We start from the raw sequence: 20059 nt of genomic DNA on the forward strand, positions 1-20059 counted from the left end.
ATGCTAACCGCGCGACCAGTCGTAGTTCGATAGCAGAACCTCGTCGGCCGATCTCCGGGCCGACGTGAAGCCTGCAACGTTGCGCGCAACAGTGAGATCATGGCGCTGCCATTTCCTGAGGCCTTGCAGCACCGTCGTGGCCGGGGAATAGGACAGCAGGATCTTGGCACCGCGGCGATCAGCAGACCGCAGTGCGGCGATCAGGCGACGCTCGTCCTTCTCGCGGAAGGCATCGCAGCCGTACTCGCCGCGGTCCCGTTTGTCACCTAGGGCATAGGGTGGGTCGAGGTAGACAAAGTCGCCGCTTCCAGCCTCGGACAGAAGCTCTTCGAAGTCACTGCAGCGCAGCTCGGCCGCCTTCAGTCGCCCAGCGAACGCCTTGAATGCATCGAGGTCCGGCATGAAAAGGTGACCCTTGCCACGCGCCACGTTGAACTGGCCTGCGCGGTTGGTCCGATACACCCCATTGAAGCAGTAGCGGTTGAGGTAGACGAACTGTGCTGCGCGCTCGAAGGCGTTCAGGCGCGCTCGCGGGATTGCGCGGATCGCATAGTAGTCGTCCGGGGTGTTGCCCAGCATGGAGGCTCGTTCCCACACAGCGCGCGGGTAGCGCTGCACGATGCGGTAGGTCTCTATCAGCGACTCGTTGAGGTCGCCAAGGATCGCGTTGCCCGCACCCAGGCGCAAGAACAGCACGGCCGAGCCCGCGAAAGGCTCGATGTAGCGCTCAGCGTCGTCGGGTGCAGCCGCGAGCAACACCGGAAGCAGCTTCTTCTTGCTGCCGGCCCAGCGAAGCAGTGGCTCGACCGCACCTGCGGCGCCAGAATTCGGCAGGGTGGATTTAGCTTGCATAACCTAAGATTATGAGTACGTAAACTTTGATTGTGCAAGCTTCATTTGCCGTTTCGTTCGCCGACGCCACGGTAGTGTGGATCTATGACCGCGACAACCGCCTCAGCTCTTCTACTGTGCGCGCCTATCGCGGCGAGGTTGATCGCATGGCGTGTCGGATCCTGGCCGACTACCGTCCGATGCGTACTGACTCAGTTCGACCGAGATGGAATGGACACCGCCCTCTCTTCGGGGACGCAGGGTCCGGCGGGAAAGCGGAGGCCCTCCAGAGCCGAACGGCGTCAATGTGCCAGAGTGGAGTTTCGACACGTCCACTTGAGGAACGGAGGGCCCAAATGAATGCTACGACATACGGACTGGATATTGCAAAGCACGTGTTCCAGATGTACTGGGTCGACGTTCAAACCGGCGAGATAGCGAACCGACGCTTCCGACGCGACGAACTGATGAGCTTTTTGGCGAGGCGACCGGCCGGTCGCGTGGCGCTCGAAGCATGTGGCAGTGCACACTGGTGGGCCCGCAAGATCAAGGCGATCGGACATGAAGTGGTGCTGTTACACCCGAAGTTCATCCGGCCATTCGTTCAGACAAACAAGACGGATGCAGCTGACGCCCGTGCAATCTGGACAGCCGTTCAGCAGCCAGGGATGCGAACCGTAGCGACAAAGACGGAAGAGCAGCAGGCGATGCTTGCCTTCACCGGATGCGCTCGTTGCTCATCAAGTTTCGCACCATGCAGGTGAACCAGCTGCGAGGATTGCTTTACGAGTTTGGCGCGTCCTTCCGGGCCGGGCGTGCGGCTGGACTGGCCGAGATTCGCGCACGCATGGCAGAGCTCGAGGATTTCCTGCCGGGAATTATGCTCAACAGCCTGCAGGACCAGTTGAAGCGTATCGATGGGATCGAACAAGACATTGATCAACTGGAGAAGCAGATAAGCGGTTGGCACAAGCAGGAAGCCGCGTGTCAGGCAATCGCGGCCGTGCCGGGGATTGGCAGGCTCACCGCGACCGCGTTGATCGCCACGATGGGGGATGCAAAAACGTTCAAATCTGGCCGTGAGTTTGCGTCCTTTCTCGGACTGGTGCCAAGGCAAAGTGGTACCGGTGGCAAGGTGTGGCTGGGAAGAATATCGAAGCGCGGTGATCCGTATCTGCGCACGTTGCTTATCCACGGTTCGCGCTCGGTGATGTACCACTCGAAAGTACCAACTGCATGGCAAAAAGCGATTCAGGAGCGACGACCGGCGAACGTCGCAGCAATCGCCATCGCCAACAAGATGGCGCGAACGGCGTGGGCCATCCTGGCTCACGGCTGCGCATACGAGAAGGATCACATTAGTGTAAAACCTGCCTAGCAGACAGGCAGTCGAAGAGCAGTACCGATAGGTTGCTGAGGTTGATTTACATGTGATGGCGAAACAGGTCGGACCGCAGGAACGCAAACCTGAACACAGCCTTGCACTACACGTGCGCGACCGAGATGAGGACGTTCCTGGTGCATTCCATCAGGGCCAGCAGGCTTCGGCTTGCACCACAGGCCGGATATAAGACTGCAGCCAGTACCTCGTTTTAAGATCACATCTAGATCAGCTTGGCAAACCGGGCGGTGTCCATATAAGGCTGCGTGGAAACGTGAAACGCAGATCGGCGTGCAAGAAATCCGATTCCATAGTCATGGTGCCGCTTTGCGCTCCCGCAATCAATTGATCAACTGCGAGATGCCGAGTGATTCCACTACCGTAATGCTGGCTGTTTTCCTCGATATGTGGAGAGCTCAGGTGCCTCACGCACCCGCCAACCGCATTGCCCTCACGGTTCGCGAGAATCCCAATATCGCAATTACGCGCTTGAGGTTGTTCGCCAGCACATGCAGGCTCATCTCAGTACTTACATTGGGTAGCCTACCTCAAAATAGTCCACGATTTTATCTGCGTCCCCATCGCAATCGCATTCTGGTTGAGCGCCGCTGCGAAGTCCCCCATCGGGTTCATTAGTGAGCGCAGGCCTCCGACGGAATTCAAGTTTTTGCTCTCTTGGCCGTTAATCACAAGATAGAAGGTTCTGGAAATGCTAGCCCTCTAATTTTATCGAGGCGACTTTCCGTTTGGCAAAGTGGTTGTGTTGGAAATATTCAGGCACAGCCAATTATGTGAGAGGTCGGGTTTAACTCGTCCAAATGCTCCAAGCAGGGCATTCGTTGCGTTGCTCGACAAGTTATAACAGCTGCAGACTGATAATAAAAAACTATGCAATCCAGCGTCAATTCCATCATTGTTGACCTTGATAAAAGCGACAATAGTCGTGAGATCGCTTCCGGCAGCCTCATTCAGCAAGATAATTTGAGAAAGATTGTCGCTGAAATCGGACGGGATATCTCTCAGGCAAAGGGCCTGCGTGATATGCCGCATCCTCCTGGATCGGGCTTTGTCTACTTCATAGACGGGACACGCGGCGCCGGGAAGTCAACTTTTCTTCATTCGCTATTCCGCGCATTTGAAGAACGTAATTTCGTTCCGGGGCATACGATCGGAGCCTGGACATATATTGATCCAAGCCGTATCGAGGCAAGTGACATCATTCTGCTGCCGCTTTTACAGGAACTCAAACGCCGTGTGTGGCCTGAGCGTTCATTGCGTACGCAGGGCGGAGCACACATGGAAGCCGAGTTTCGACGGCAATTTCAAGACCTTGCCGGTGGGTTAAGCCTACTCGCACACGGCAAAGACCATTTGAAAGACCTTGATCCCGAGCTATTTTTGGATTGGGGACTCGAGCGAGCCGGCTACGGTTTAGGCTTTCGCGAAAAATTACATGCGTTGATAGAGACCGCATGCAAGATTCTGAATGTTGACGCGCTTGCGTTGGCATTTGATGACGCGGACACGAAATTTGATAGCGCAATCGGCGTCCTTGAAGTTATCCGGAAATATCTCGATACACCGAGATTGGTCGTGCTGGTCACCGGAGACTTGGAACTTTACTCGCAGCTGGCGCGTGATGAGTTCAAAAAGCGGTTGGCATCGCAAGGATCACCTGACAAAAGACGTGATGCCCAGCGCGTCAAAATGATTGATCATCTTGAGGAGCAGTATCTACTTAAACTGTTTCCAATTCGGCGTCGAATTCAGTTGCGTCCTCTGTGGAACCTCCTTAAGCACAATGAGTTTGCGCTTGTTAGCGAAAAATGGCCAGAGTCCAGTCGACAACTGAAAAGTGTTGTCGAAGAACTGATGCGACGTGGCTTGCGGATTCGAGGAGCAAGCGATTTGAATCTGTTTTACGAGTTTCTACTCAAACAACCGCTCAGATCCGTCTTGCAGGTATTGTCTCGCTGCGCTGCCTTCCTGTGTGAAAACGATATGGAGGGAAATCGCGATGCGACCTGGAATGCCAATCTGTCCGAAGCCGTTTCTGACAGCCTTAGAGCAATAGGCTTGGGGAGTTTGTACAACTACAACGTCGATGTGGACGCCATCACTGCTGGCGAGATGCCGGCGCTCATTGAGGCCGTTTTCGATCTTGTAGTTCAAGATGAAGATTACGACACCGTATATCTACGCCCACAGCCCACAGACGTGGGGTTGAAGCTATCGTTTGCGGCCCTTGCCGCTGAAGTTACGCAGTTTTGTGCCGACGAACCCAGCGCTGTGTTTCAGTACATGTTAGGCGGCCCAGGGAGCGTCGCTGTATATGGCCAATATCTACGGAGATCCCAACCCGGAGTACCCGCTGGTTACGCGAATCAGGACTCGCTTAGGACAAGATTCAAGAAATATATCGGAATCGGACGAAAAGAAGATGCGTTGCACTGGGCATGGCACGCCACGGCGATCTTGGCTGGCCCGTCGCCTGTTACAGCACGGCGGCATCTCGTCGATTTTGGTGTCATCGGTCTAAACAAGACGACACGCGCAAATCGTGTAACCGTAGCCACGGCGGTTCAGCAGTGCGTAATGGAGGCAAATGATCTACCTGCACTCGCTCTTGGGCTTGTCGAAGTTTCGGGATCTGGCGGCCGTATATACGCGTCAATCTACAATATATTGGGGTTGCTGGATCGGGTACTTCGGATCGACGCTGACGATAGCTACGCCACGCACGACAAGGTTGCACGTGAATTAGCGCGTGTATTTAAAACGCCTACGATTTCGGGACCGCGATGGGACGGCACCGTAGGGGAAGATGAAGCCTACGCGGCAATCGACTTCACGTCATCGAAGGACCTATCGCTTACCGAGCGCGAAAGTGGGTGCATTGACAAATTGGCACACCGCGTAGTGAGGTGGCTGCGACATACGCAGTTGCTTCGTTCGCGCATTAAACCGTCGGCCATTCTGATTGGAAAGATTTGGACACGCTTATTTTTCAGTTTGGAGAGAGTGTCCGCAAATCGACGCGGCAATGTTAGTGTTCCAGACCTGATGGAGTTATTTGCACTTTGCGCGATCAACGCAGTCCTAGTTGAAGAAATGGATCACAGACTTCCCGACGACCGTGTCGACTTGTCGCAAACATGGACACGCGTTGATCGATCGAATCCGCTGACTTCACGAAGGATCGTCACGCAGAAGTTTGAATCAGCTAATGTGAACATGCGTGATCTGCCTTTGACTTTCTTGATTGCTAGTAGTCCATTGATCCTTGGGTTGTTAGCGTCAGACACAAACTATGGGACCATGCTAGACAAGCTGGAGATGGAAACTGAACTGCCGACAAGCAGCTTCACGTGCCATGTTGGCTCATGGCACTGTATGCGTAAAGTCCGTATCCTCGGGCCGAAACGCAAGGACCAAGACGGAGGTGAAGCCGATGCCGGACGGGAAAGCGATGATGTAATGGATGATGCCTGATATGAAAGAACAGGCATGTTCAAATCACAGCATTATCGCGACCGCAGTTTTGTCCAGTTTCCGGGTGCTCGAAGTCCTGAAGGCAACGTCGTTCAATGCGTCGTTGGCCGAAAGTGATTTAAGGGAGGCCGTGTACCTGACATACCAACCTTGGGCCGCACGTCAGCCCGATCATATTTTTGAGAACAGTTGGCAGTGGCTGAAGGCGCATCGCAGCATGAGATTTGAGTTGGAGGGCGATGCTGCCCAAATTTCTCTATCCCAGTTAGCGAGCGAGTTCGTAGAGATTCGCCATCGTGCGGCTCGAATAAAACTGAACAAGTTCGGTGCGTGGCAACAAAGCGTATTGAGTCGAATCGGTGGATTGCCGATTCAGGCATTCGCGAGTGTTTCGGAGCGCAGACTTGAGTCGGATGCGCACCGGCGAATGGAGGATAGTCGTCCAGATGATTCGTCGTCACGGGAATTAATATCTCCCTACGACGCGAGTGTCGAGGACTACATCGGACGGGAAGGTCTTCATGAAACTCATCTTCATTTGAATGGGAGTACGCATGCGGAAATTTGCTGGTTGCGAGCATTGCGCGAGCCCGACGCCGAAGTAAAAGACTTCAACAAAAAATGGCGAGACGTTTCGAATCCGCAAGCGTCAAAACTGCGCGAACTCGTCCGTTCGGTCAATCCTTCGCTCACGCCGGCCGAATTATCAAGGCAACTACGAGTTGCTGGTCAGCTTCGAAAGTGGCTATTTTCCGCAGCGTGCAACTGGGTTGACGACGACACACCGATACCCGTTCATTACGATGATTTTGCGGAAGGAACGGCGAAGCGTCCGCTATTCTATGCCGACGTTGGTCTGATTCCACAGATGCCGGGAAGAGGTGATGAGCTTGTCTGGTTGATGAAGGTGGTCGCGCATCTTCAATCTCGCCCAAATGCGATCTATAGTCGCATGTTTCATCTCTACCTCGTTCTTCAGAACCAGTACTATCGGCTTCTGGTTCAAAGCGAGGAGCAGTTCGGTTTCGATCAGTTCCAAAAGCTGACCTATTCTGATTTACGTGAACCAGCGGAGCGTGATTACTATCAACGTTTTGCCACGATGCACGGCGATTCCCCGGACACGAGTCGGGTAATCTACCTTGAAGGACGCTTCGCTCCGAAGGCTTCCATCGAGAAGAATGCGGGCCTACTCCAAGATGTTCTAGTTGGTTATCTCCGATATCTGAGAGATTCTGCGGTGCGAGATGAAATTCCAGCTACCGCCCCGGTTACTTCGCTCGAAGCGGCCCTTCGCGAGCTCGACAATTTCTTCAAGGCCGAACGCAACACTACAAGACGGGTCCATAGCCTTGCGCTGGTCGCGCACTTCATCAAGCTTCCGTGGAGTTCCACGCCTCGAGGGAAAGCCGGGTTATTCCGCTTTGCCGGCTTGCGGGCCGAACTTGAAGATCGTGCCAACGTCTTGATCTCCACGCTAACGCGATGGCCGCGATTGAGAAATTGGGTGCGAGGCATCGACGCTGCGGCTAATGAGCTGCATGCGCCGCCCGAGGTGTTTGCCAGTATTTTTAGAGTATGTGAAACCGCTGGACTGACGCGTCGAACTTATCACGCCGGCGAAGATTTCACCCACTTGGTTAGTGGCCTGCGACACATGGCCGACGCGATTGATTTGCTCGGTTTGGGTGGCGGGGACCGCCTTGGCCATGGAACTGCGATGGGTATATCGCCGAAGCTCTGGGTCGATCGGATGCCCGGGCAGCTAGTCGCGAAAAAGGGAGACTGGTTGCTCGATCTACTTTTTGCTTGGCAGATGCTGCGTCAAATGCCGGAAGAGACAGCCGAAGCCTATCGGGTGGAAGGAATGATCCTTGATCTGGCAGGAGAAATTTTTCAGGAAGAAGTGAGCTGCACGACCCTCAGTCGCGTGATGAAGCTGAGAGGGTTGAACGTTCGACTGCTGGTGGATTCCACTGCGCGATCTTGGGACTGGCGAGCCTCAGCTGCCAGCGCATTGTGGTTGCCCGAAGCAAAGAGGGTGGCAGACGCGCAGGCTTCTAATCCTAGTGACGTTGCGATGCTTGTTCGCTGGTTCATCGATGTTGATCTTTGGGAGCGCAGCGAGCAACTCATGGAAGTGGAGGGGGCCTTCTTTGATAACGATACATACGTGAGATTGCAGCAATCGTTGATGCGTCTCGTACGGGACAAGGGCATCGTTGTAGAGACGCTGCCGTCAAGTAACGTACGCATCAGCCAATATCACAGCTTCGTCGAGCATCACGCATTGCGCTGGATGCGAGTACCAGGTTTTGTCGAAGAGCACGATCCTGAAATTATGGTTTCTCTTGGGTCAGATGACCCTGGCATCTTTGCCGGTGATCTGAATGGCGAGTTCTACCAGCTTTATGCCGCACTACGCAGTGTTGGTCTCGGTGACAAGACGGCGCTTGAGTTTCTGGCGCCGCTTAACGAGCGGGGCCGTCAGTACCGCTTCCACGCCCCAAGTGTTGCCGTGAACGGTACTGCTACCGATTCTTCAGTTCATCGTTTGGTGGGGCCTACTGTGTCCGCTTTGGCACCATCGATCCAGGCGGGCTAAGCCAACGCTCACAGTGCGATCCTGAACGGACCATTGTTGTCCGCATGGACGGTACTGATGCAGATCTATAGCGACTTCTCGCGGCTGGGTGCCTCGAGAAGCGCCGCCGAATGCTATTGCGAGATCCACCCTTGGGCGTTTTTGACAGTTCGCAGCACCAATGTCAGACGCTTTTTCTGGATCGCTAACGTGGTCGGACGCAGATGCAGTCCTGGGATACGATACATCCCATTCGGCGTGCGTTGTCTACGACTTAAGTGACGTAGAAATTTGACGACACTCGGCATAGTGATTCCGAATCACCGCTGAGCCGGGTTCAGCAAGCGGGTCAATTTCGAGTACGTCTCCAGCTTGCCACCCCTGAACCACTAGTTCGTTCCAGAGCTCGTCGGGAATCTGCAAGATGCCGTCGCCGCTCCCATCAGCAGGGTCGTGAATTTCAATGATCCAACGTTTGGGGGAAGCCACTTAACATCTCCATATCATTCGCGCGATTGAGGACGGGAGCTCGATATTACAAGGCAGTTGCACTCCGGAATCGTGAGTTGAGGTGGACCAATTGGAGCGTAAATTGCATGCTACACCGGGACATCTCGCGTCGGCGGAGCTTCGGGAGAGAGCGCCACTCCGCAAGCGGCGCAGGTTCGAGCCAATTTCATGACAGGCTCCGAGTGACGATCGCATTGGACGGTGCTGGCGTGGATCTGGCGCGACTTCTCGTGGCTCGGTGCATTGAGAGGCGCTCCCGAATGCAAATGAGCGATCCACCCTTGGGAATTTTCCCAGTTCGCGGGCACCAATGTCAGACGCTTCTTTTAGATCGCGAACGTGGGGCCGGAGATGCGGCCCCATGTTCGTGAACAGCTCCAATAATCGCCTTCACGCCCGAAAGTTTTGTGATCTTTGCGATCCGACTGTTCCGTTTAAGAACAAAGTGCAACGAAATCCGGCCAGATTCAACAAAGTGCAAAAACATGCTTCTCGGTGCGATTCTTCAATTAGTTGGATCCCTTGTATCACCGTAGTTGCGGTGCAAAAAGATGATTCCAGGTGAGTGCAAGAAATTGCTTCCAGTCTCAGAGATTGTCCGAAAACCCCGCAAGCCTTCCGGCTGCGGGGTTTTCTGTTTCTAACGAAGTCCAATGTGCCGACCTAAGACGACGCGCCGCGTCGTGATTGACTGCGCTCCCGTGTGCTTGTCATGCGGGAGCGCGGCGCTTTCCTGAATCAGAACGATCCGATCAGAACTTATCCCACCCTTCATCTGCAGTTGCGGTAGCAGGCGCAGCAACTGGCGCAGCGGCCGCAGCCCGGGCAACGCGCTTAGGCGCAGCCGCCACCTCACGCCGTTGCGCCTCCCGCCGAGCGGGAACCGGAGCTGCCGCAGCCGCAGGCGTCGCATCCTTCACCTGAAAAAACGCCACGGCGTCAGTCAGTTGTTCACCCTGATCTTCCATCGACCGCGAAGCCGCCGCCGCCTCTTCCACCAACGCCGCGTTTTGCTGCGTGACGTTGTCCATCTGGGTAATCGCGAGATTGACCTGCTCGATCCCGCGGCTTTGTTCGGTCGATGCCGCCGCGATCTCCGACATGATGTCGGTCACGCGTGCTACAGCCTGAGTCACTTCGGACATCGTCTTGCCCGCCTCGCCGGCAAGCGCCGAACCGTCGCGGATCTTGTCCACGGAAGTGGCGATCAGGTCCTTGATCTCCTTGGCCGCACTCGATGAACGTTGAGCCAGGCTTCTGACTTCGCTTGCCACCACCGCGAAGCCTCGTCCCTGTTCGCCCGCCCGCGCCGCTTCGACTGCCGCGTTCAGCGCGAGGATGTTCGTCTGGAACGCAATGCCCTCGATGATGCCCGTGATGTCCGCGATCTTCGTCGAGTTGTCGCTGATGTCATGCATCGTGTTCACCACCTGACCGACCACCTCGCTGCCCTTCTGCGCCACCGACGATGCATTCGCAGCCAGCATGCTCCCTTGCTGCGCGTTGTCGGCGTTCTGCTTAACCGTGGAGGTGAGTTCTTCCATGCTGGAAGCAGTTTCCTGCAACGACGCAGCCTGCTGCTCGGTACGCTGGCTCAGGTCCATATTGCCCGCTGCGATCTGGCGTGCCGCGCCGGCGATGCTGGTGCTGCTGTCGCGCACGCGTCCGACGGTTACCGTCAACCGTTCATTCATCTCACGCAGGGCGGTCAGCAGTTTGCTGGTTTCGTCGCGGCCTTCGACCGTGATGCGCGTGCGCAGATCGCCTTCCGACACGGTGCGCGCGACGTCGATCGCAAAACGCAGCGGTCCGGTCACGGCACGCGTGATCACCACGCACGCGCCGACGGCGAGCCCCAACGCGATAAGGCAGATCGCGATCAGCAGATTGCGCTGGCTTTCGTAATGCGCCGTGTACTCGCTGACCAGCTGTTCCTGGCGCGAGCGCGTGTAGTCGGCGTACGCGTTGGTCGAGCGAATCAGCGAGGCGAGCAGCGGACGGCAATGCTCGTCCATCTCGGCGATCGCTTCGTCCCGCTTGTTCGTGAGCGCGAGATTGACGATGTTGAGGGCAACCGGGCCATAAGCCGCTTCGACCCGGTTGATGTCGGCGACGAGACTGCGTGCTTTCTCCGACGTATCGGTCGCGCTAGCGATCATGTCATTGAGTTTTTTCAGATCGGTTTGCACGTCTTCGTGCGCACGTGTCACGTCGGCCTTCTCTATTTCGAGGTCTTGCGGTTTGGTCACGAGCACAAGGTTGCGCGCCGCGATCGCTCGGCGGTCCACGGCAGTTCGAACTTGCACTGCCATATCGGCGCGTGCGTTGATGCCGTGTACGAAGGTGGAAAACCCATCGGTCGAATCGCTCAGCGCCTTCAGGGAAAGGCCGGAAACCGCGACGACAACGAGGGACAGTGTGCCGAAACCGGCAATGAGCTTGGTCTTGATGGTGAGGTTTTTGAGTGCCACGATTTTTTTTCTCCAATAACGAAACGTTGAAGCGTTCGCAATGGACTCTCAGGTCCGGGCATGGGAGCGTCTATCTGGCTGCCGGTCATCGCGGCAGCCCCGCGCGGTTTACCCTTTATGCCGTCCTCAGGACGCATCCCGAAGGTGCGTCGAACATCAGGCGATAAATGGGTATCCCATTTATTGGTTATCGGATCGGATTCTTTCGGACTTAAGAAATCTCGGGTATTCCTCTACTAAGCTTGCGCACGATGAGCGAAGAACGCATGATTTTTGGTTGATTTGAATATATTTAGGCACATGGTGAAAACATGTGTCTTACATATTCATTTCATTTTTCGGGGTGTGTCTGGGAAAATGATCTGTTCGCGAGCATCGGGCAGCAAAAAACGGCTTGAACAAATGGTCATGCATGGATATGATTGAGCAATCACTCATTAATTGCCTGTAGTCGAAACGAACCGTATGGCCCGTCCGAAAAGCGAAGACAAACGCAACGCGATCCTTGCCGCCGCAGCTGAGGTCATCGCCGAGCAGGGTTTGAGCGCGCCCACCGCGCGCATCGCAAAAGTCGCGGGCGTGGCTGAAGGAACGCTGTTCACGTACTTCGACAATAAGGACGAGTTGCTGAATCAGCTCTACCTGGACATCAAGGCGGATCTGCGCGAAGTGATGATGACGACCTATCCGAAGCAGGCCAGCGTGCGCGAGCGCGTCCAGCACGTGTGGAACCGGTTTGTCGACTGGGGCGTGGCGCAACCGCAAAAGCGCCGGGCCATGGCGCAACTGTCCGTGTCGGAGCGTCTGTCCGACTGCACGCGTGCAACCGGCATGGAGTCCTTCGCAGACATCAACGCAATGATTCAGGCAAGCGTGGCGAGCGGCGCCTTGCGTGATCATCCGCCGGCTTTCCTGTCGGCAATCATGGCGGCATTGGCCGAAACCACCATGGATTTCATCGCTCGCGAACCGGCGAATGCCGACCGTTATCGCAAGGCCGGCTTTGAGGCGTTCTGGCACGCGATTGCCCAGAACTAATTTTTTTGTCTTGTTAATGAGCGTGTACGCGCTCAATTAAATGCAGGAGCACATTATGTCGAAGGTCTGGTTGGTTACGGGAAGCGCCCGCGGGCTTGGGCGCGACATTGTTGAAACGGCGTTGCGTGCCGGTGAGCGGGTGGTTGCTACGGCGCGCGATCCGCGTCAGTTGGCAGATCTGGTGACGCGCTACGGCGAGCAGGTTCGCGCGGTTGCGCTGGATGTCACGGATCCGGCAGCGGCGCGCGAGGCAGTGCAGGCCGCAGTCGATGCATTCGGCCGGCTCGATGTGGTCGTCAACAATGCGGGCTTCGGTCATCTGGCGCCGTTCGAGCAAACTACCGAAGACGATTTCCGTGCGCAGATCGACACCAACTTCTATGGTGTGGTTAACGTCACACGCGCGGCACTTCCGGTGCTGCGGAAACAGCGAGCCGGCCACGTGATCCAGATCTCGTCGGTGGGTGGTCGTGTCGGGATCGCGGGTTTGGGCGCGTATCAAGCTGCGAAGTGGGCGGTCGGCGGCTTTACCGAGGTGATCAGTCAGGAACTCGCGCCGTTCGGCGTCCACGTCACTGCACTCGAGCCGGGCGGCATGAAAACCGAGTGGGGTACGGGGGCAATGGGTGAAGCGCCGGAATTGCTGCCGGACTATGTGCCGTCAGTCGGCGCCGTCGCGAATATGCTGTCCCAGTACGTTGGCCAGGAAACCGGCGATCCCGCAAAGGTTGCGCAAGTGGTGCTGAAGCTTGCGTATCACGATTCGTTGCCGGCGCATCTTCTGCTCGGTAGCGACGCCTTGCACTTCGCCGGCGAAGGTGACAAGGCGCGCGCTGCCGCCGCCGAAGCGTGGCGAGCAGTCAGCGCGGCCACCGATTTTTCCGCGCCGACGCCGCTGCCGGAATTTCCGGGCGCACCGGCGAAAGCCTGAACGCGCATGCGGCCGCCGGGAGACGCTCTGGACGCCTGCCGCGCTCAGGACAAAGCGGTCGCCGCCCGTTTGTGGGACATATCCGAAGGTTTGACTAATGCGCGCTGGCCGGGCGCAATCGTGGAGCACGCATCATGAAGGTTCTGATATTCGGCGCGACCGGCATGGTCGGGCAGGGCGTATTGCGCGAATGCCTGCGCGCGCCTGACGTCGAGGTAGTCCAGACGGTTGGCCGCACTCGCACCGGCCAGCTCGATCCGCGTCTGACCGAGCTGATACAGCCGGACCTGATGGACTACCGGTCGGTGGAGGGGGCGCTGACGGGTTTTGACGCGTGCTTTTTCTGTCTGGGCGTCTCGTCCGCGGGCCTGCAGGAGGCCGAGTATGCGCGGCTCACCTACGACCTGACGCTGGCCGCCGCGCAGACGCTTGCCCGTCTCAATCCGCAGATGACTTTCGTCTATGTGTCCGGCGCGGGTACCGATAGCACCGAACACGGCCGCACCATGTGGGCGCGGGTCAAGGGCAGGACGGAGAATGCGCTGCTACGGCTGCCGTTCAAGGCCGTCTACCTGTTCCGCCCCGGCGTGATCGAGCCGCTGAACGGCGCCGTTTCGAAAACCCGCTCGTACCGGTTGTTTTATACGGTGGCGAGGCCGCTTCTGTCGACGCTGCGCGCGCTGTTTCCCAACCACATTCTGAGCACCGAAGACATTGGTCAGGCGATGCTGGAGGTTGCTCGCCATGGCGCCGCCAAAGCGGTGCTCGAGGTTGCTGATATCCGTGCGCTGAGCCGCGCCGCAGCAGAGCCGGCGCTCGATCTGAACGCGGGCTGAACGCCCGGACTGGGGGCGTCCGGGCGCCGCGCCGCGGCCCCGCGACGTTTCGTAGTCGAAAAATTTCGTTTAATCCGCCAAATACCGGTCTTTTCCCCCATTCGACGCGCCTCAGCGTCTGGTAGGCTACCGTTTCACGAGACGCGCGTTCCCGGCGCGCCCAATTTCTCCACGCGCGTAGGTCAGCGCATGCTCGAATGAAACGTTCATGGTGACGCGCCGACCGAACATCGTGATTGCCATCAGTATCGTGCTGGCCAGCGCGATCCTTGCGATCGCGGTGTGGGTATTGGCGCAGATGCGCGACGATGCGTTGCGGCGTGCTCAGGATTCGGTCTTCAACGTCTCGCTGCTGGTCGAGCGCGACGTGTCACGCAATCTCGAGATCTACGATCTGTCGCTGCGCGCGGTAATCGACGGCCTGAAACAACCCGGCGTGCTGGATCTGCCGCCCAAGATCCGCCAGATGGTGCTGTTCGACGGCTCTGCCAGCGCCAAAGACATGGGTTCGATTTTCGTACTCGACACAGCCGGTAACATCATCTTCGATTCGCAATCCTCGCCTCCGCGTCCCGTCAATCTCGCCGAGCGCGACTATTTCAAGGTGCAGCGCGATTCCCCCGATGTCGGCCTGTACGTTAGCCATCCGTTCATGCCCAAGCTGACCGGCAAGGACGTGAGCATTGCGTTGAGCCGTCGTATCTCGCGGCCGGACGGCAGCTTCGGCGGCGTGGTGGTCGGCACCATGCGCCTCACTTACTTCCGGCATCTCTTCGCCGGCATGAATCTCGGCGCGGGCGGCTCGATGGCGCTGATGCTGAGCGACGGCACGATGCTGATGCGGCGCCCGTACGATCCGAAAGTGATCGGGCGGAGTCTGACCGGCACCTCGAACTATTCACGCTTCCTCCAGCAGCCGAGCGGAGACTTCTTCGGCACGGCGGCAATCGACGGTGTCGAGCGCTGGTACGCGTTCCGCCATATCGATATGTATCCGTTGATTCTCGACGTAGCCCTCTCTACGCGCGATATCTACGTGGAGTGGCGGCATCGCGCGTGGCTCATCGGCTCGCTAATTGCGGCGCTCGACGTGGTGATCATTGCGCTTGCGCTCCTGTTCTCGCAGCAACTGCGGCAGCGCCGCGCGGCCGAAGAAGAGTTGCGCGTGCTCGCGCGCACCGACGGGCTGACCGGCCTGAACAATCGCCGCACGTTCGAGGAGCATGCGGAAGAGGAATGGCGTCGCGCGCAACGTAACGGCTGGCCCTTGTCGATGCTGCTGATCGACGTCGACACGTTCAAAGGCTTCAACGATCTGTACGGCCACTCGGCCGGTGACGATGCGCTCATCGCCGTGGCGCGTTGCATCGGGCAGAGCGTGCGGCGCCCGGGCGATACCGCCGCGCGCTACGGTGGCGAAGAATTCGCCGTGCTCCTGCCGGATACCGACGAAACCGGGGCGGCGATCATCGCCGAGAAAATTCGTGCCGCGGTTCAGGAGCTTGAACTTCGCCACGTTGCGAGCTCGCACCATGTGCTGACTATCAGCATCGGCATTGCGTGCACCAGCCGCCACGTATTTGCGACGAGCCGCGCCCTCGTCAACGCCGCGGACGAGGCGCTCTACGAGGCCAAGGACGCCGGCCGCAATCGCGTGCTTTGCTATCCAGTGGCGGCGCGTGCGGATCGGCGGAGTGCCGCGGTGTCGCCGGCGCAATGAGGCGTGACAATTTCAAAGGTATGCCGGTCCGAGGATCGCGCTGAGTTCGAGCAGAGGTCCGGGGCTGATTGGCGCGGAACCGGCCGCATGCGCTGCGCCGGGTAATTTACCCGGGTAATATGTTGCGCTTAATTTATACCCGGGTATAATTCGACAAATTCATCGTTCTGGAGTTTGTCATGACCCCCCACACCGCAACCTGCACCGCCTTCGAGGGGCACTCCCGCATCGCCTCGGGTCCCGTGTCCGACGTGGCGCTCGCTGTACGCGACGTGCTGGCGCGCGGCGAACGGGCCCCCGTGCTGATTTTCGACGACGTCACGAGTCGCCCGGTCGAGTTTGATTTGCGCGGCACGCCTGACGAGATTCTGGCGCGGCTGGCAAGCGAGGCGCCCGGCGAACAACCTGCACCAAGCGCTGACGCCGGGGAGGACGACGTCCCGCGTGGCCGCGGCCGGCCCAAGCTCGGTGTGGTGGCGAGAGAGGTGACGTTACTGCCGCGTCATTGGGATTGGCTCAATGGGCAATCGGGCGGCGCTTCGGTCGCGCTGCGCAAACTGGTCGACGCGGCGCGCCTCGCGGGCGAGGACAAGGACCGCAAACGCGCAGCGCAAGAAGCGGTGTATCGCTTCATGACCGCGATCGCCGGCAATCTGCCTGATTACGAAGATGCAACGCGCGCGCTCTATGCCGACGATCGGGCTCGATTTGACGGCATCGTCGCGGCATGGCCGGAGGATGTGCGCAATCACACGCTGCGTCTGGCTCAGGGTGCGCTCGTCCCGCAGCCGTAAATTCAACCGCGCATTGAATGTATCGAACGCGTCGAGCGTACTGGCGAGTGCGCTGGCCAACGAAACATAGGGACAAAAAAAAGCCGCTCACGCCGGGGAGCGTGAGCGGTAAGTCGGAGAGTTACATCAACATCACGTGCGCCCATGGGGGTGAACGCAGCAAACAAAGTCTAAAAGCGCGGCTCATCCCCAAATATCAGACAAATCCCAATCATCGCGCCGACAGGCAAAGCACGTTGACGTAGCGATCCGGCCCCCGTGTGCCAGGCATTCCTTACATCATCCTGTCCCGGTTATGCCCACCATTTATCGCATCAAGTCTCTGTTACGCACGCCGTAAAAGAGGTGGCAGCGTCGTCACGTATCTAAAAAATGGCGAAACGGTTTGTCATGCCGCAGCGACGCGAGCGTCCCCTTAGGACTTATGAAGGATGGTGAGATGAAGTGGTTCGACCGCATGACCGTTTTCAGGAAGCTGCTATTGGCGTTTGCCGTCGTGATCGGATTCTGCGTTGTGATTGGCGGTACTTCGCTGAAGACGTTGTCGTCGATGCACGCGATTACCGACGCCATCTGCGACCAGCACATGAACGGCCTCTACTGGATGGAAGAGGCGAACCGTCACAAGATCGATTCCGATCTCGCCGCTGCGAATCTCGGCTATGCCGCCGACGACGCCGGCCGTCAAAAGTTGAAGGACAGCATCGTCGCCTCGCTCAAGGAGATGCACGGCGCCTACGACCAGTATCGCGCGACCATCGCTACAGCCAAGGGGCAGGAGATGTTCGACGAAGTGCTGCGCAAGTCGGCGGTGTGGGAGGGCATCGTGCATCAGCAGATCGGTCTCGAACCGATTCCGGCCGGCGTCGACAACAACGAACTCGTGCGCCGCGCGATTGCGTCGAGCGAGGCGCTGCGCGATCGCATCACGGCGCTGATCGACTATCGCCGTCAGCAGGCCAACGAAGCCCAGCAGGAGGCGAGCGCCGACTATCAGCACATGCGCGTCGTGATGCTCGCGCTGGTGTTGGGCGCGATCACGGCGGGCACGCTGCTCGCGACGGTGATCGCACGACGCCTCGCGCGTCAGCTCGGCGGCGAACCCGATTACGCGATGCATATCGCCAATCGCATCGCCGATGGCGACTTGAGCGTGCGCGTCGACACCCGTGCGGGTGACACCGGCAGCATGCTGTTCGCGCTGCGCAACATGCGCGAACGGCTGGCCGGCATCGTCTCGGGCATCAGTGAGTCGAGCGAATCGATCCTGATGGCTTCGGGCGAAATCGCGCAGGGCAACACCGATCTGTCGCAACGCACCGAAGAGCAGGCTGCCGCGCTGCAGGAAACCGCGTCGAGCATGCAGGAATTGACGTCGACGGTGAAGATGAATGCCGAGAATGCTCAGCAAGCGGGTGGTGTCGCGCACGGCGCGTCGGAAGTGGCGGCGCGCGGCAGCGGCCTGGTCGGCGATGTGGTCGAAACGATGCGCGAACTGGCGGCCGGCTCGAAGCGCATGACCGACATCATCGCGGTGATCGAAGGCATCGCATTCCAGACCAATATTCTCGCGCTGAACGCCGCCGTAGAAGCGGCGCGGGCTGGTGAGCAAGGCCGCGGCTTTGCGGTGGTGGCGGGCGAAGTGCGTTCGCTCGCGCAGCGCAGCGCGGTGTCGGCCAAGGAGATCAAGGAACTGATCGAAAGCTCGACGGCGCGTGTGGGCAGCGGCGCCGAACTGGCCGAGCGGGCCGGTCAGACGATGGCGGAAGTCACGCATGCGGTGAAGCGCGTCACCGACATCATGGGTGAGATTTCGTCGGCGTCGCAGGAGCAGAGCACCGGCATCGAAGAGGTGAACCGCGCGGTTGCGCAGATGGACGACGTGACCCAGCAGAACGCGGCGCTGGTCGAACAGGCGGCGGCCGCGGCGGCGTCGATGGCGGACCAGGCGAGGCAGTTGCAAGCGGCGGTCACTGTGTTCTCGCTGGACACGCGGCGCGCGTAGCGCGCTTCACACGTGCTTCACGCGCGTTTTGCCACCCTTGCCAGGCCTGGTGGCTCTCCGTACACTCGCGCGTAATTCCCAGGCGGCGCAGTTCCGCTGCGCCGCCCACTAAAACGCCGACAGAGGAGAACCCCCGCCATGGCCGATTCCTATTTCCCACGCTGGCGCGCCCAGCCGAACGCTGCCGAGGGCCGTATTGTCGGCACCGACGAGCGTCTCGCGTGGCCGCAGATGTTTGCAATGGGTATCCAGCACGTTGTCGCGATGTTCGGTTCCACCGTGCTCGCGCCGTTGCTGATGGGCTTCGATCCGAACCTTTGCATCTTCATGTCGGGGATCGGCACGCTGTTGTTCTTCGTGCTCGTGGGCGGCCGAGTACCGAGCTATCTCGGTTCGAGCTTCGCATTCATCGGTCTGGTGATCGCGGTGACGGGGTATGGCGGCCACGGTCCGAACATGAACATTCCGGTGGCGTTGGGCGGGATCATCGCGTGCGGGGTGGTGTACGCGATCATCGGCCTGATCGTGTCGGCGGTCGGCACCCGCTGGATTGAAACGCTGATGCCGCCGGTGGTGACGGGCGCGATCGTCTGCGTGATCGGCCTGAATCTCGCGCCGATCGCGGTGCATGGTGTGAGCGGCAGCAACTTCGACTCGTGGATGGCGCTGGTGACAGTGCTGTGCGTCGGCGCGGTCGCGGTGTTTGCGCGTGGCATGCTGCAGCGTTTGCTGATTCTGGTCGGCCTGCTGATGGCGTACGTGATTTACGCGATCGTCACGAATGGTCTCGGCATGGGCAAGCCGATCGACTTTGCGATTGTGGCGAACGCAGCGTGGTTCGGTATGCCGCAGTTCACCGCGCCGGTTTTCAACATGCAGGCGATGACCTTGCTCGCGCCGATCGCGGTGATTCTTGTTGCTGAAAATCTTGGACACATCAAGGCGGTCAGCGCGATGACCGGTCAGAACCTCGACGGTTATGTCGGTCGTGCATTTATCGGCGACGGACTCGCGACGATTCTGTCTGGCTTTGCCGGCGGCACCGGGGTGACGACGTATGCCGAGAACATCGGCGTGATGGCCGTCACCAAAATCTATTCGACGCTGGTGTTCGTGATTGCCGCGGTGATTGCGCTGGTCCTGGGTTTTTCGCCGAAGTTCGGCGCGGTGATTCAGACCATTCCGGGGCCGGTGCTGGGCGGCGTATCGATCGTCGTGTTCGGCCTGATCGCCGTGACTGGCGCGCGCATCTGGGTTGTGAATAAAGTCGATTTCTCCGACAACCGGAATCTGATCGTGGCGGCGGTGACGCTCGTGCTGGGCGCGGGAGATTTTTCGTTGAAGCTCGGTGGCTTCGGACTCGGCGGGATCGGTACCGCGACGTTTGGCGCGATCATTTTGTACGCGCTCCTGAGAAGGAAGCCGGCGCAGGGGCCGGTGGCCTGATTGGACTGGGCGATGGTCTT

The 20059-nt window shown here is 58.6% G+C and carries 12 protein-coding genes and 1 pseudogene; 10 read left to right on the forward strand and 3 right to left on the reverse strand.

Features of this window, described 5'->3' with window-relative positions; genetic code table 11:
• Window positions 1-3: 3 nt before the first annotated feature.
• On the reverse strand, window positions 4-852 hold the full coding sequence (locus R8871_RS18930) for a DNA adenine methylase (RefSeq protein ID WP_175051852.1): 849 nt from the start codon (window positions 850-852) through the stop codon (window positions 4-6).
• A gap of 335 nt (window positions 853-1187) precedes the next feature.
• Here R8871_RS18930 and R8871_RS18935 point away from each other — a divergent pair.
• The 3 genes and pseudogenes from R8871_RS18935 to R8871_RS18945 all read left to right on the forward strand — a co-directional run bounded on the left by R8871_RS18935 (window position 1188) and on the right by R8871_RS18945 (window position 8309).
• A pseudogene (locus R8871_RS18935) lies at window positions 1188-2209 on the forward strand (IS110 family RNA-guided transposase).
• Window positions 2210-3100: 891 nt separating this feature from the next.
• On the forward strand, window positions 3101-5704 hold the full coding sequence (locus R8871_RS18940) for a hypothetical protein (protein WP_175051853.1): 2604 nt from the start codon (window positions 3101-3103) through the stop codon (window positions 5702-5704).
• A 1-nt stretch (window position 5705) separates the two neighbouring features.
• Complete coding sequence (locus R8871_RS18945) at window positions 5706-8309, forward strand: amidohydrolase family protein (protein ID WP_175051854.1); 2604 nt, start codon at window positions 5706-5708, stop codon at window positions 8307-8309.
• Window positions 8310-8555: 246 nt separating this feature from the next.
• Here R8871_RS18945 and R8871_RS18950 read toward each other — a convergent pair whose 3' ends face one another.
• Window positions 8556-8777, reverse strand: coding sequence for a hypothetical protein (locus tag R8871_RS18950; RefSeq protein ID WP_175051855.1), 222 nt, complete (start codon window positions 8775-8777; stop codon window positions 8556-8558).
• Window positions 8778-9550: 773 nt separating this feature from the next.
• Window positions 9551-11269 (reverse strand): methyl-accepting chemotaxis protein, encoded by a 1719-nt coding sequence (locus R8871_RS18955; RefSeq protein ID WP_175051856.1) that lies wholly within the window; start codon window positions 11267-11269, stop codon window positions 9551-9553.
• Window positions 11270-11734: 465 nt separating this feature from the next.
• On the opposite strand from R8871_RS18955, the gene R8871_RS18960 reads away from it, so the two are divergent.
• From R8871_RS18960 to R8871_RS18990, 7 genes are all read left to right on the forward strand, one after another.
• Window positions 11735-12307, forward strand: coding sequence for a TetR/AcrR family transcriptional regulator (locus R8871_RS18960; protein ID WP_175051857.1), 573 nt, complete (start codon window positions 11735-11737; stop codon window positions 12305-12307).
• 55 nt (window positions 12308-12362) lie between these two features.
• The gene (locus tag R8871_RS18965) at window positions 12363-13238 is read left to right on the forward strand and encodes an SDR family NAD(P)-dependent oxidoreductase (RefSeq protein WP_175051858.1); all 876 of its coding nucleotides are present in this window, start codon (window positions 12363-12365) and stop codon (window positions 13236-13238) included.
• Between the two features lie 134 nt (window positions 13239-13372).
• Window positions 13373-14074 (forward strand): NAD(P)H-binding protein, encoded by a 702-nt coding sequence (locus R8871_RS18970; RefSeq protein WP_175051859.1) that lies wholly within the window; start codon window positions 13373-13375, stop codon window positions 14072-14074.
• Window positions 14075-14282: 208 nt separating this feature from the next.
• Window positions 14283-15794 (forward strand): sensor domain-containing diguanylate cyclase, encoded by a 1512-nt coding sequence (locus R8871_RS18975; protein ID WP_175051860.1) that lies wholly within the window; start codon window positions 14283-14285, stop codon window positions 15792-15794.
• A 179-nt stretch (window positions 15795-15973) separates the two neighbouring features.
• A complete protein-coding gene (locus tag R8871_RS18980) occupies window positions 15974-16588 on the forward strand; it encodes a DUF2239 family protein (protein WP_175051861.1) in 615 nt (204 codons plus the stop codon).
• Window positions 16589-17027: 439 nt separating this feature from the next.
• A complete protein-coding gene (locus R8871_RS18985; RefSeq protein WP_175051862.1) occupies window positions 17028-18593 on the forward strand; it encodes a methyl-accepting chemotaxis protein in 1566 nt (521 codons plus the stop codon).
• 138 nt (window positions 18594-18731) lie between these two features.
• Window positions 18732-20039, forward strand: coding sequence for a solute carrier family 23 protein (locus R8871_RS18990; protein ID WP_175051863.1), 1308 nt, complete (start codon window positions 18732-18734; stop codon window positions 20037-20039).
• Window positions 20040-20059 lie beyond the last annotated feature (20 nt).

It is taken from the genome of Paraburkholderia sediminicola, assembly GCF_902859805.1.
Taxonomy (GTDB): Bacteria; Pseudomonadota; Gammaproteobacteria; order Burkholderiales; family Burkholderiaceae; genus Paraburkholderia; species Paraburkholderia sediminicola.